Source organism: Kitasatospora sp. NPDC127121 (genome assembly GCF_042677305.1).
Classification (GTDB): Bacteria; Actinomycetota; Actinomycetes; order Streptomycetales; family Streptomycetaceae; genus Kitasatospora.
On sequence record NZ_JBHXTQ010000009.1, the window covers coordinates 70,792 to 82,997 of the forward strand.

General features: G+C 70.3%; 14 protein-coding genes. 1 reads left to right on the plus strand and 13 read right to left on the minus strand.

What is annotated here, in order from left to right; translation table 11 throughout:
* Positions 1-28: 28 nt before the first annotated feature.
* The 4 genes from ACFVHI_RS07750 to ACFVHI_RS07765 all read right to left on the minus strand — a co-directional run bounded on the left by ACFVHI_RS07750 (position 29) and on the right by ACFVHI_RS07765 (position 3,709).
* Positions 29-349 carry an STAS domain-containing protein gene (locus ACFVHI_RS07750; protein WP_063347793.1) on the minus strand — a complete coding sequence of 107 codons (321 nt, stop codon included), beginning with the start codon at positions 347-349 and terminating at the stop codon, positions 29-31.
* A gap of 387 nt (positions 350-736) precedes the next feature.
* On the minus strand, positions 737-1,606 hold the full coding sequence (locus ACFVHI_RS07755; RefSeq protein WP_063347794.1) for a 3-hydroxyacyl-CoA dehydrogenase family protein: 870 nt from the start codon (positions 1,604-1,606) through the stop codon (positions 737-739).
* Between the two features lie 253 nt (positions 1,607-1,859).
* Positions 1,860-2,510 carry a response regulator transcription factor gene (locus ACFVHI_RS07760; protein WP_063347795.1) on the minus strand — a complete coding sequence of 217 codons (651 nt, stop codon included), beginning with the start codon at positions 2,508-2,510 and terminating at the stop codon, positions 1,860-1,862.
* Positions 2,507-3,709: a sensor histidine kinase gene (locus ACFVHI_RS07765; RefSeq protein ID WP_244293366.1), complete on the minus strand. Its 1,203-nt coding sequence runs from the start codon at positions 3,707-3,709 to the stop codon at positions 2,507-2,509. The genes ACFVHI_RS07760 and ACFVHI_RS07765 overlap by 4 nt, the downstream gene beginning before the upstream one ends.
* Before the next feature lie 156 nt (positions 3,710-3,865).
* Between ACFVHI_RS07765 and ACFVHI_RS07770 the strand changes: the two genes are divergently transcribed.
* Positions 3,866-4,468, plus strand: coding sequence for a hypothetical protein (locus ACFVHI_RS07770; protein WP_363371907.1), 603 nt, complete (start codon positions 3,866-3,868; stop codon positions 4,466-4,468).
* Between the two features lie 10 nt (positions 4,469-4,478).
* On the opposite strand, the gene ACFVHI_RS07775 is transcribed toward ACFVHI_RS07770, so the two are convergent.
* From ACFVHI_RS07775 to atpE, 9 genes are all read right to left on the minus strand, one after another.
* On the minus strand, positions 4,479-5,051 hold the full coding sequence (locus tag ACFVHI_RS07775; protein ID WP_063347797.1) for a cob(I)yrinic acid a,c-diamide adenosyltransferase: 573 nt from the start codon (positions 5,049-5,051) through the stop codon (positions 4,479-4,481).
* Between the two features lie 92 nt (positions 5,052-5,143).
* A complete protein-coding gene (locus tag ACFVHI_RS07780; protein WP_063347798.1) occupies positions 5,144-5,644 on the minus strand; it encodes a DUF2550 domain-containing protein in 501 nt (166 codons plus the stop codon).
* 149 nt (positions 5,645-5,793) lie between these two features.
* On the minus strand, positions 5,794-6,177 hold the full coding sequence (locus tag ACFVHI_RS07785; RefSeq protein WP_063347799.1) for a F0F1 ATP synthase subunit epsilon: 384 nt from the start codon (positions 6,175-6,177) through the stop codon (positions 5,794-5,796).
* A 182-nt stretch (positions 6,178-6,359) separates the two neighbouring features.
* Positions 6,360-7,805 (minus strand): F0F1 ATP synthase subunit beta, encoded by a 1,446-nt coding sequence (gene atpD, locus ACFVHI_RS07790; RefSeq protein ID WP_363371902.1) that lies wholly within the window; start codon positions 7,803-7,805, stop codon positions 6,360-6,362.
* 2 nt (positions 7,806-7,807) lie between these two features.
* Positions 7,808-8,722 (minus strand): F0F1 ATP synthase subunit gamma, encoded by a 915-nt coding sequence (locus tag ACFVHI_RS07795; protein WP_063347801.1) that lies wholly within the window; start codon positions 8,720-8,722, stop codon positions 7,808-7,810.
* A gap of 32 nt (positions 8,723-8,754) precedes the next feature.
* Complete coding sequence (atpA, locus tag ACFVHI_RS07800) at positions 8,755-10,329, minus strand: F0F1 ATP synthase subunit alpha (protein WP_063347802.1); 1,575 nt, start codon at positions 10,327-10,329, stop codon at positions 8,755-8,757.
* A gap of 159 nt (positions 10,330-10,488) precedes the next feature.
* Positions 10,489-11,304 carry a F0F1 ATP synthase subunit delta gene (locus tag ACFVHI_RS07805; RefSeq protein WP_063347803.1) on the minus strand — a complete coding sequence of 272 codons (816 nt, stop codon included), beginning with the start codon at positions 11,302-11,304 and terminating at the stop codon, positions 10,489-10,491.
* A complete protein-coding gene (locus tag ACFVHI_RS07810; protein ID WP_063347804.1) occupies positions 11,301-11,861 on the minus strand; it encodes a F0F1 ATP synthase subunit B in 561 nt (186 codons plus the stop codon). The genes ACFVHI_RS07805 and ACFVHI_RS07810 overlap by 4 nt, the downstream gene beginning before the upstream one ends.
* A gap of 34 nt (positions 11,862-11,895) precedes the next feature.
* Positions 11,896-12,138, minus strand: a complete 243-nt coding sequence (gene atpE, locus ACFVHI_RS07815; protein ID WP_030302757.1) for an ATP synthase F0 subunit C — start codon at positions 12,136-12,138, stop codon at positions 11,896-11,898.
* Positions 12,139-12,206 lie beyond the last annotated feature (68 nt).

Below are 12,206 nucleotides of genomic sequence, written 5' to 3' on the forward strand. Positions count from 1 at the left end.
GCCGAACGAGGGCAGGGCGGGACAGGCCCTAGAGGGCGATTCCCTGGGCCTCGGTGACGCCGTCGACGGCCAGGATGCGGTGCAGCTTGGTGGCCACCAGCAGCCGCTGGAGCTGGGCCGGGACGGAGCGCAGCACCAGCCGGCGGCCGATCCGGCCGGCCCTGCGGTGGGTGCCCATGATCACGCCGAGGCCGGTGGCGTCCCAGAACTCCAGCCGGGCGAGGTCGAGCACGAGGTCGCCGAGGCCGCCGTCCACGGCCTGGTGCAGCCGGGCACGCGCGTCGGCGGCGGTGCGCACGTCGAGGCGGCCTTCGATGGCCAGCGCCCTGTGGTCGCCGGTGATGCGCATGCTCTCCTCCTTCGCCTGACCGGTCCGGTACGGGGGTGGTCCGACCCGGCCGTGCCGGGGCGGGGGGTGGGGTGTCCATCCGGGCGGGCCGTGGCCCCTCGCCCGGGTCCGGTCGCAGCCTCGTCGTGCTGGGCCGGGTCTCCCTCTTCTGACGGCGAACCAGCAGCGCAGGTTGCTGGTTCCGGCCAGATCTGAAGCAACTTCACTCGTCCGAGGGAATATACGCAGTCAGTCTCCACACCTACGCTCGATTACCGCCCAAATCACCCGTCTGCGGCACCTGGCGTGAGGAAACTCACCCGCCCCCGACCGGGCGGGCCGTACGGTGTTCGGCCGCACGGCCCGCCCGGTCTCCGGGCGTCGTCGTTCACCCGTTCCGGCGGGGGCTCACTTGCCCTCGTACGGGTAGAAGCCGCGGCCGCTCTTACGGCCGAGGTCGCCGGCGGTGACCATGCGCGCCATGATCTCCGGGGCGGCGAACTTCTCGTCCTGGGTCTCCTCGTAGATGTTGCGGGCGGCGTGCAGCAGGATGTCCACGCCGGTCAGGTCGGCGGTCTCCAGCGGGCCCATCGGGTGGCCGAAGCCGAGGCGGCAGGCGGTGTCGATGTCCTCGGCGGTGGCGACGCCCGACTCGTACAGCTTGGCGGCCTCGACGACCAGTGCGGTGATCAGGCGGGTGGTGACGAAGCCGGCCACGTCCCGGTTGACCACCACGACGTCCTTGCCGACGCCCTCGGCGAAGGCACGGGCGGCGGCCAGGGTCTCGTCGCTGGTCTTGTAGCCGCGGACCAGCTCGACCAACTTCATCAGCGGCACCGGCGAGAAGAAGTGCACGCCGACGACCGACTCGGGGCGCCGGGTGGCGGCGGCGATCCGGGTGATCGGGATGGCGGAGGTGTTGGAGGCCAGCACCGCGCCGTCCTTGGCGAGCTTGTCGAGCTCCCGGAAGACGGCCTCCTTGACCTCGAACTGCTCGAACACGGCCTCGACCACGATGTCGGCCTCGGCGACGGCGCCCAGGTCGGTGGTGGTGGTGATCCGGCCCAGCGCGGCCTCGGCGTCCTCGGCGCTCAGCCGGCCCTTGGCGACGAACTTCGCGTAGGAGGCGCGGATGCCCGCGAGACCGCGCTGCAGGGCCTCCTCGGTGACGTCCCGCAGCACCACCGGGTGGCCGGCCTGCGCGGACACCTGGGCGATGCCGGCGCCCATCAGGCCGGCACCGATCACGGCGATCTGCTTGCTGGACGCATTGCTCATGGCTGGGTCTCCCGATGCCGTCGCCGCCCTGGGGCGGGCCCTGAAGGCGGCTCAGGGCAGGGGTCACCGCCGGAGAGCCGCGTCGCTCGTTGCCGGGACTCTAATGCCCAATCCGGCCCCGTGGTGTCAATCGGGAGTGTGATCTGCGCCCGACCTGGTCGGGCGACCCAGACCCGCCGTGACCAGCTGATCAGACCAGCCGATCGGGCCATCTGACCGGACCGGATGGCCAGACCATCAGACGGTCGGACGGTCAGACACTCAGCCCGAGGTCCTGCGCCAGGATCGCCGCCTGCACCCGGTTGCGCAGCCCCAGCTTCGCCAGGATCCGGCTGACGTGCGTCTTGGTGGTCGCCTCCGCCATCTCCAGCCGGGCCGCGATCTCCCCGTTGGACAGCCCGGCCCCGATGCAGGCCAGCACCTCCCGCTCACGCGGGGTCAGTCCGGCCACCGCCTCCCTGGCTTCCGGCCCGACCGCCCGGTCCGGCCGGGCGAAGGCGCCGATCAGCCGCCTGGTCACCGAGGGCGCCAGCATGCCGTCCCCGCGCGCCACCGTCCGGACGCCCTCGACCAGGGTGTCCGCCTCCAGGTCCTTGAGCAGGAACCCGGCCGCGCCGGCCCGCAGCGCGCCGTAGACATACTCGTCCAGGTCGAAGGTGGTCAGCACGAGCACCTGGCCGGCCCCGGCGGCGACCACCTGCCGGGTCGCCGAGACGCCGTCCAGCCGGGGCATCTGCACGTCCATCAGCACCACGTCGGGCCGCAGCTCCAGCGCCAGCCGGACGGCCTCCTCGCCGTCGGCGGCCTGCCCGACCACCTCGATGTCCGGTTCGGCCCGCAGGATCATCACCAGCGCCGCCCGTACCGCCGCCTGGTCCTCGGCCACCAGCACCCGGATCGTCATGCCCCTGCCCCGCTCTCCCGCCCGCGCGGCAGTACCGCGCGCACGCTCCAGTAGTCGTTCCGTGGCCCCGCCTCGAAGCTGCCGCCGAGCAGCCCGGCCCGCTCCGCCATGCCGACCAGCCCGGCCCGGGCGCCGGGCAGTTCGCGGCCCGGTCCGTGCCGGTACGGGCTGTCGACGGCGATCCGCAGTTCCTCGGGGCCGAACTCCATCCGCACGCTGACCAGTCCGGGCCCGGCGTGCTTGAGCGCGTTGGTCAGCGACTCCTGGACGATCCGGTACGCGGCCAGCCGGACCGGCACCGGGACCTCCCCGCGCTCGCCCTGCTCGGCGAGTTCGAAGTCCAGCCCGACGTCCTGACCGGCCGCCCGGGCCTTGGCCAGCAGGGCGTCCACGGCGGCCAGGTCGGGCGCCGCGTACGACTCGTCCGCCTCTCCCCCGCCGCTGTCGCGCAGCAGTCCGATCATGCGACGCATTTCGGCCAAACCCTGGACGCTGCTCTCCCGGATCACCGCCAGCACCTCCACCAGCGGGTCGTCCCCGGCCAGCCGACGGCGCCGGGCGACGGACTGCGCACCGGTCGCGTGGATCGCGATCGCCGACAGGTGGTTGGCCACCACGTCGTGCAACTCCCGTGCCATCCTCGCGCGTTCGGCGACGACGGCCTCACGCCGGTCCATCTCCGAGAGCAGCGCGGTCTGTTCGGCCCGCAGCCGCTCGCTCACCGCCCGGTCACGGTGCTTGCGGACCACGTCCCCGGTCCAGACCGGCGCCAGGTAGATCAGCACGGTGAGCACCACCACCGCCACCGCGTTCGAGGCATCGCTGTAGATCAGCACCAGGGTGGACAGCACCAGCACCGAGCCCGTGCCGGTCAGGTGCAGGATCCGGGACATCCTCGGGGTGCCGTAGAGCACCGCCGCGTAGAGCAGGTCGGTGTACATCAGACTGGTCGCCAGCAGGGCGCCGGTGAAGATGCTGTACCCGAAGGCGAGCCCGCCCAGCGTCGTGGTGAGCACCGGCCTGGTCCGGCGGAACAGCTCCAGCACCGCCATCACCAGCAGCGACGGCACCACCGCCCAGCGCGGGATCCGCGAGGAGTTGTCGTAGACCTGGAGCGCGATCAGCAGCGCTCCGCCGAACAGACCGAGCAGGGCGATCCCCCGGTCCTCCTGGCGCGGGGTGAGGGTCGGTCTCAGCACACCCCCATCTCACCATCCCCGGGCGCCGAGCGGCTCCCGTCCCCGGAGGAGCAGCCGTACATCGAAAGGTGCAGGCCGGGACGGCACCCGGCGACGACGACGCGGCCACGCCCGCGCACCAGGCTGGAGGCACCGCCGACCGCCCGGGAGCACAACGTGATCGTCACCCTCATCGTCGCGGCCGAGATCTCCTTCTGGATCCTGCTCGGCCTCGGTCTCGCCGCCCGCTACCTGCTGCGGTGGCGCCGCACCAGCACCGCCCTGCTGGTCGGCCTGCCGGTGGTGGACCTCACCCTGTACGCGCTCACCGTGCTCGACCTGCGCGGCGGCGCCGCCGCGAGCTGGACGCACGCCCTCGCGGCGAGCTACGCGGGCTTCTCCATCGGGTACGGGCCCTCCCTGGTCCGCTGGGCCGACCGGCACTTCATGTACCGCTTCGCCGGCGGCCCCAAGCCGCCGCGCTCACCGAAGTACGGCGCGGAGCGGTCCCGGTACGAGTGGCAGATCTGCCGCCGCACGGTGGTCTCGGCCGTGATCACGCTGAGCCTGATCACCCTGCTGGTGCCGCTGTCGGGAGGCTCCGCGCACTTCGGCACCTTCCTCCAGTGGTACCTCAAGCTGGGCATCGCCGCCGTGGTCAACGTGGTCATCGCCGTCAGCTACACGCTCTGGCCCAAGCAGCCGCCGGCCGGCGAGCAGGACGCGCACGCCCCGATCGCCGAGCAGCCCGTCGCCGGCGTCCCGGAGAAGCGGCTCTGAGGGACTCGCCCTAGCGGTTCTCGCCCGGCACCCAGAGCACGTCGCCGCGCTCCTTGTTGGCCGCCCGGGCCAGGATGAACAGCAGGTCGGAGAGCCGGTTGAGGTACTTCGCGGTCAGCGGGTTGACGCTGTCCCCGTGCTCCGCGATCGCCGCCCAGGTGGCCCGCTCGGCCCGCCGCACCACCGTGCAGGCCAGGTGCAGGTAGGCCGCGCCGGGCGTGCCGCCGGGCAGGATGAAGCTGCGCAGCTTCTCCAACTGCTCCAGGTAGTGGTCGCAGTCCCCCTCCAGCCGGTCGATGTACGACGGCAGCACCCGCAGCGGCGGGTACTTCGGGTCCTCGACCACCGGCGTGGACAGGTCCGCGCCGACGTCGAACAGGTCGTTCTGGATCCGGACGAGCACCGTGACGATGTCCTCGGGCAGCGATCCGGCCGCGACGGCCACCCCGATCGCCGCGTTCGCCTCGTTGGTGTCGGCGTACGCCGCCAGGCGGGGATCGGTCTTGGTGGTCCGGCTCATGTCGCCGAGCGCGGTGGTGCCGTCGTCGCCGGTACGGGTGTAGATGCGCGTCAGATTCACCATGCGGCCAGCGTAGCCGGACGGGTTAGGCGGCGTTAACCCCGAGCGGGGATCAGCCCGGCGGCCGGGGGTGCCCCCACCCCGAGGGTCCGTCGCTACGCGACGTTGACCCTCTGCCCGGGTGGGGCGGCCTCCAGCCAGGCGAGGAAGCCGGTGAGTGCGTCCTCGCTCATCGCCAGCTCCAGCGGCTCCCCGTTGTGCAGGCAGCGCAGCACCACCGAGCCGGAGAGCAGGGCGAGCTCCTCCTGGCCCTCCGGGTAGCGCCGGCCGAGCACCTCGATCTCCCGGCGCGGCAGCACCCTGCGCGGGCGCGGGGCGTACGAGAAGACCCGGAACCACTCGATCGAGTCACCGCTGTAGCGGCCGATACCAAAAACCCACCCCTTGCCGTCGGTCTGGGGGACCGGGGCCGAGGTGGGTTTGCCGTTCTCGTCGAGGTCGGGCTGCGTCGAGGCGTCGGCGGGCATTTTGAGTCGGTAACTGCAGTCGAACGTGCCGCCGACCCGCTGGATCAGGCGGCGTCGTACCGCGAACGCCACCAGGCCGATCACACCCAGCGCCACGACCGCCGCACACACCACAAGCGCGAGGACCATGCTCACCTACCTCCTCGCTACCCGCGTTCCCCGTATCGGTCGTATCAAGCGACCGCGTTGACCTACCAACTACGACGACAGTCCCGGGGTCACGCTCACGCGTCCCCGGGACCGTCGGTCGACCCCGCTGAACCGGGGTCTTGGCGCACTCAGACGTGGGCCTTGAGGCCGCGCGCCGCGAACAGGCGGACCTCGGCGCGCCGCTCGGCGTGCTCGTCCAGGCCCGACTTGGCCTGCTCCAGCGCGCGCTCGGCGCGGGCGACGTCGATCTCGTCCGCCAGCTCGGCGATCTCCGCGAGCAGAGACAGCTTGTTGTCGGCGAAGGAGATGAAGCCGCCGTGCACCGCGGCGATCACGGTGCCGCCGTCCGTCGTGCGGATGGTGACCGGACCGGTCTCCAGCACACTCAGCACCGGGGTGTGACCCGGCATGATGCCGGTGTCGCCGGAGGCCGTACGGGCGACGACGATGGTGGCCGCACCGGACCACACCTTGCGGTCGGCTGCGACCAGCTCGACGTGCAGCTCAGCCAACGTGGGCTCCTAGGCTCATGCAACCCCCGATTACTCGGGAGTTTCGGTAAGAATAACGGCCGCGCGCCCCCGGCATGAAACCGGCGGCACGGATTTGACCGGAATCACAGCCGATGCGACGTGAGGGGTGGTCCCGGGCTCGGGGCCACCCCTCACGGTCACTCAGCTGCTACCGGCCGCGATTACTTCTTCGCCAGCTCGGCGGCGTTCTTCTCGAGGTCCTCGATGCCACCGCACATGAAGAAGGCCTGCTCCGGGACGGAGTCGTACTTGCCGTCGGCGATCGAGTTGAAGGCCTCGATGGTCTCCGACAGCGGCACGGTCGAACCCTCGACACCGGTGAACTGCTTCGCCACGTAGGTGTTCTGCGAGAGGAAGCGCTCGATGCGACGGGCCCGGTGGACCGTGATCTTGTCCTCCTCCGACAGCTCGTCCATACCGAGGATGGCGATGATGTCCTGGAGGTCCTTGTACTTCTGCAGGATCCCCTTGATACGGAGGGCCGTGTCGTAGTGGGTCTGCGCGATGTACCGCGGGTCGAGGATGCGGGACGTGGAGTCCAGCGGGTCGACGGCCGGGTAGATGCCCTTCTCCGAGATCGGGCGCGACAGAACGGTCGTCGCGTCCAGGTGGGCGAAGGTGGTGGCCGGGGCCGGGTCGGTCAGGTCGTCCGCGGGGACGTAGATCGCCTGCATCGAGGTGATCGAGTGACCGCGGGTCGAGGTGATGCGCTCCTGGAGGAGGCCCATCTCGTCGGCCAGGTTCGGCTGGTAGCCCACCGCGGAGGGCATGCGGCCGAGCAGGGTCGACACCTCGGAACCGGCCTGGGTGAACCGGAAGATGTTGTCGATGAAGAGGAGCACGTCCTGCTTCTCGACGTCACGGAAGTACTCCGCCATGGTCAGCGCGGAGAGCGCGACGCGCAGACGGGTGCCCGGCGGCTCGTCCATCTGGCCGAAGACCAGCGCGGTCTTGTCCAGAACGCCCGAGTCGACCATCTCGTCGATGAGGTCGTTGCCCTCACGGGTGCGCTCGCCGACGCCGGCGAACACCGACACACCACCGAAGTTCTCGGCGACGCGGTAGATCATCTCCTGGATCAGAACGGTCTTGCCGACACCGGCACCACCGAACAGACCGATCTTGCCACCCTGGACGTACGGGGTGAGGAGGTCGATGACCTTGATGCCGGTCTCGAACATCTCGGTCTTGGACTCGAGGTCCTTGAACGCCGGCGCCTTGCGGTGGATCGGCCAGCGGACCTCGACCTGCTGGTCGAACTCCTTCTGGTCCACGTTCAGCACGTCGCCGAGGGCGTTGAAGACCTTGCCCTTGGTGATCTGGCCGACGGGCACCGAGATGGCGGCACCGGTGTCGGTGACCTGGGTGCCACGGACCAGACCGTCGGTCGGCTGCATCGAGATGCCGCGGACCATGCCGTCGCCCAGGTGCTGGGCGACCTCGAGGGTCAGGGTCTTCTTGCCCGAGCCGTCGGGGTTCTCCACCTCGACGTGCAGGGCGTTGAACATGTTCGGAATGGCGTCGACGGGGAACTCCACGTCGACGACCGGGCCGATGACCCGCGCGACGCGGCCCGTCGCCGTGGTCGGCTCAACAGTGGTGGTCATTCTCATTCGCTCCCGCGGCTAGCGTCGGCGAGGGCGTTGGCACCGCCGACGATCTCGCTGATTTCCTGGGTGATCTCGGCCTGACGGGCCGAGTTGGCAAGCCGCGTGAGCGACTTGATGAGCTCGCCGGCGTTGTCCGTCGCGCTCTTCATCGCGCGGCGGCGGGCGGCGTGCTCGGAGGCGGCCGACTGCAGCAGCGCGTTGTAGATCCGGCTCTCGACGTACCGCGGCAGCAGCGCGTCGAGGACGCCCTCCGCCGACGGCTCGAAGTCGTACAGCGGGAAGATCTCGGCCTTGGCCGACGTCTGGTCGCTGAGCTGGACCTCGTCCAGCTTCAGCGGCAGCAGTCGGGCGTCCACCGCGTCCTGCGTCAGCATCGAGACGAACTCGGTCGAGACCACGTGGAGTTCGTCCACGCCGCCGGTCTCGGCCGTGAAGGCCTCGATCAGCTCGCCCGCGACCGTCTTCGCGTCACCGTAGGTCGGCTTGTCCGAGAAGCCCGTCCACGAGTTCCCGACCGCCAGGTCACGGAAGGTGTAGTACGACAGACCCTTCCGACCGACGATGTAGGTCACCACGTCCTTGCCCTCGCCGCGCAGGCGCTCGGTGAGCGCCAGCGCCGCCTTGATGGCGTTGGACGAGTAACCGCCCGCCAGGCCGCGGTCCGCCGTGATCAGCAGGACGGCGGCACGCGTGGCGTTCGGGTTCTCGGTGGTGAGCGGGTGCTTGGCGTTGGACCGGGTGGCCACCGCCGTCACCGCCCGGGTGAGCTCATCGGCGTACGGAGCGGAGGCGGCCACCGCGCGCTGCGCCTTGCCGATGCGCGCCGCGGAGATCATCTCCATCGCCTTGGTGATCTTCTTCGTCGCGGTGACAGAGCGGATCCGGCGCTTGTAGACCCGAAGCTGTGCTCCCATGGGTCGTTACGTCCTTTCCCTCGCTACCGGACTCAGGCCTGCTCGGAGAGCAGCTTGCCGTCGGCGGTCTGGTACCCCTGCTTGAAGGCGTCGATGGCCGTGGTCAGCGCGTCGACGGTGCCCTCGGCGAGCAGACCGGTCTCGACGATGCCCGCGAGCAGGTCCTTGTGCTGGAGGCGCACGTGGTCCAGGAACTCGCGCTCGAAGCGGCGGATCTCGGCGACCGGGACGTCGTCCAGCTTGCCGGTGGTGCCGGCCCAGATGGAGACGACCTGCTCCTCGACCGGGAACGGCTGGTACTGGCCCTGCTTCAGCAGCTCGACCATGCGTGCACCACGCGCCAGCTGGGCCTTGGAGGCCGCGTCCAGGTCGGAACCGAAGCCGGCGAAGGCCTCCAGCTCACGGTACTGGGCGAGGTCCAGACGCAGACGGCCGGCGACCGAGCGCATGGCCTTGATCTGGGCGGAGCCACCGACGCGGGAGACCGAGATGCCGACGTTCACGGCCGGGCGGATGCCGGCGTTGAACAGGTCGGACTCCAGGAAGCACTGGCCGTCGGTGATGGAGATGACGTTGGTCGGGATGTACGCCGAGACGTCGTTGGCCTTGGTCTCGATGATCGGCAGACCGGTCATCGAGCCGCCGCCCAGGGCGTCGTTCAGCTTGGCGCAGCGCTCCAGCAGGCGGGAGTGCAGGTAGAAGACGTCGCCCGGGTAGGCCTCGCGGCCCGGCGGACGGCGCAGCAGCAGCGACACGGAGCGGTAGGCCTCGGCCTGCTTCGACAGGTCGTCGAAGATGATCAGGACGTGCTTGCCGTCGTACATCCACTCCTGGCCGATGGCCGAACCGGTGTACGGGGCAAGGTACTTGAAGCCGGCCGGGTCGGAGGCGGGAGCGGCCACGATGGTGGTGTACTCCAGCGCGCCGGCCTCCTCCAGGGCGCCGCGGACGGACGCGATGGTGGAGCCCTTCTGGCCCACGGCGACGTAGATGCAGCGGACCTGCTTCTCCGGGTCGCCCGAGCGCCAGTTGTCGCGCTGGTTGATGATCGTGTCGACGGCCACCGCGGTCTTGCCGGTCTGGCGGTCACCGATGATCAGCTGACGCTGGCCACGGCCGATCGGGGTCATCGAGTCGATGGCCTTGATGCCGGTCTGCAGCGGCTGCTTGACCGACTTGCGGGCCATGACGCCGGGGGCCTGCAGCTCCAGGGCACGACGGCCGGTGGAGGCGATGTCACCCAGACCGTCGATCGGGTTGCCCAGCGGGTCCACGACGCGGCCGAGGTAGCCGTCGCCGACCGGAACCGAGAGGACCTCGCCGGTGCGGCGCACGGTCTGGCCCTCTTCGATGCCACCGAACTCGCCGAGGATGACGACACCGATCTCGCGGGTGTCGAGGTTCAGCGCGAGGCCGAGCGTGCCGTCCTCGAACCTCAGCAGCTCGTTCGCCATGACCGAGGGCAGGCCCTCGACATGCGCGATGCCGTCCGCCGCGTCAGTGACCGTGCCGACCTCTTCCACAGAAGCGGCGTCCGGCTGGTACGACTGGACAAAGTCGGCCAGCGCGTCCCGGATCTCCTCCGGACGGATCGTAAGCTCCGCCATCAGGCTTCCCTGCTCTCCTAGTTTGCGATCCTCGGCCCGCCATTGAGGGCCGCAAGTATTCGACTCTCGGCCGGGTCTGCCGAACCGGCCGTCCGATGTGCCGGCTCCTTGGGGAGCCGGTTTCCCGACCGAGGGTCGGATGTGCTGCTGCTTCGGTGCTCAGCCTTCGAGCGACTGGCGAGCGCCTTCGAGGCGGCTCGACACGGTGCCGTCGATGATCTCGTCGCCGACCTGCACCCGGACACCGCCGACGACCTCGGGGTCGACGTCGATGTTCAGGTGGACCTGGCGGCCGTACATCCGGGCCAGAGCACCGGACAGGCGCTCCTTCTGGGTGTCCGACAGCGGCACCGCAGTGGTGACCAGGGCCACCACGCGGCCGCGGCGCGCGGCGGCGAGCTTCGAGTAGGACTCCAGGCCCTGCTCCAGGCTACGGCCACGCGGCGCGTTGACGATGGCCGTGACCAGCCGGACGGTGCCCGCGTGGGCGCGGCCGCCGAGCAGCTTGTTGATCAGCGCGGCCTTCGGGGCGATGCCGGCCTTCGGCTCGGTCAGCGCGGCGCGCAGCTCGTGCGAGCCGCTCACCACCCGGCTGAACCGGAACAGCTCGTCCTCGACGTCGTCCAGGGCGCCTGCCCTGTCCGCCGCGATGACCTCGGCGTACGCGGCCAGCTCCTCGGTCCCGTCCACCAGGTCGCGCGAGCCCGACCAGCGGGAGCGGACCAGACCGGAGACGAGGTCGACGGTCTCGCCGGAGACCTGACCGGTCAGCAGCGAGGAGACCAGCTGGGCCTTGTCCTGACCCGACCGGGACGGGTCGGTCAGGACACGGCGCAGCGACACCTCACGGTCCAGCACGGCCGTGACGGCGGTGAGCTCCTCGGCGAGCTTGGCCGCGTCCACCGAGGTGGAGTCGGTCAGGCTCTCCAGGTTCTGCCGGCCGGCGGCGAGGGCCTCGCGGCTGGCGCCGATCACTTGGCCGCACCCTGAGCAACGGCGGCCTTGGCCTCCAGCTCGTCCAGGAAACGGTCGATCACGCCGCTCTGCCGAGCGCTGTCCTCAAGGGACTCACCCACGATGCGGGAAGCCAGCTGGGAGGCCAGCGAACCCACGTCCTGGCGCAGGACGGCGGTCGCCTGCTTCTTGTCGGCCTCGATCTGCGCGTGGCCGGCGGCGACGATGGCCTCGCGCTGACGCTGGCCCTCCTCGCGCATCTCGGTGAGCTGGGCAGCGCCCTGCTCGCGAGCCTGCTCGACGATGCGGGCAGCCTCGTGACGCGCCTCGGCGAGCTCGGCGCGGTACTGCTCAAGCAGGGCCTGGGCCTCGGCCTGGGCGGCCTCGGCGCGCTCCATGCCGCCTTCGATGGCGTCCCGACGCTCCGACAGCACCTTCTCGATGCTGGGGAGGAGCTTCTTGCCGAGCAGGCCGAAGACGATGAAGAAGCAGAGCAGGCCGATGATGATCTCGGGCCACGCGGGCAGGAGAGGATTCATGATCTCCTCCGTCTCCGCAAGCTGAGCCACGACGCTCATATCTGGACCTTCCTCGAAGGGTCTACGCCGGGGATTACTTGGGGCCCTGGCCGAAGACGAACGGCATGACGATGCCGATGAGGGCGAGCGCCTCGGTCAGCGCGAAGCCGATGAACATGTTGGAGCGGATCAGGCCGGCAGCCTCGGGCTGGCGGGCCATCGCCTGCACACCGTTACCGAAGATGAGACCGACACCGATGCCGGGGCCGATCGCGGCGAGGCCGTAACCGATCGAAGCGACGGAACCGTAGACGCCGACCTCAGCGAGCATGCTCATTGCAGTGTGTCCTTTGCGGGGATGGTGTACCGGTGGTGATTGGCCACCGGGCGTTCCGGGAGTGGTTC

Bases quoted from the DNA above. Each gene is read 5' to 3' on its own strand.
- ACFVHI_RS07750 (WP_063347793.1), bottom strand. From the start codon at position 349: ATGCGCATCACCGGCGACCACAGGGCGCTGGCCATCGAAGGCCGCCTC.
- ACFVHI_RS07755 (WP_063347794.1), bottom strand. From the start codon at position 1,606: ATGAGCAATGCGTCCAGCAAGCAGATCGCCGTGATCGGTGCCGGCCTG.
- ACFVHI_RS07760 (WP_063347795.1), bottom strand. From the start codon at position 2,510: ATGACGATCCGGGTGCTGGTGGCCGAGGACCAGGCGGCGGTACGGGCG.
- ACFVHI_RS07775 (WP_063347797.1), bottom strand. From the start codon at position 5,051: ATGGTGAATCTGACGCGCATCTACACCCGTACCGGCGACGACGGCACC.
- ACFVHI_RS07780 (WP_063347798.1), bottom strand. From the start codon at position 5,644: ATGGTCCTCGCGCTTGTGGTGTGTGCGGCGGTCGTGGCGCTGGGTGTG.
- atpD (WP_363371902.1), bottom strand. From the start codon at position 7,805: ATGACCACCACTGTTGAGCCGACCACGGCGACGGGCCGCGTCGCGCGG.
- ACFVHI_RS07795 (WP_063347801.1), bottom strand. From the start codon at position 8,722: ATGGGAGCACAGCTTCGGGTCTACAAGCGCCGGATCCGCTCTGTCACC.
- atpA (WP_063347802.1), bottom strand. From the start codon at position 10,329: ATGGCGGAGCTTACGATCCGTCCGGAGGAGATCCGGGACGCGCTGGCC.
- ACFVHI_RS07810 (WP_063347804.1), bottom strand. From the start codon at position 11,861: ATGAGCGTCGTGGCTCAGCTTGCGGAGACGGAGGAGATCATGAATCCT.
- atpE (WP_030302757.1), bottom strand. From the start codon at position 12,138: ATGAGCATGCTCGCTGAGGTCGGCGTCTACGGTTCCGTCGCTTCGATC.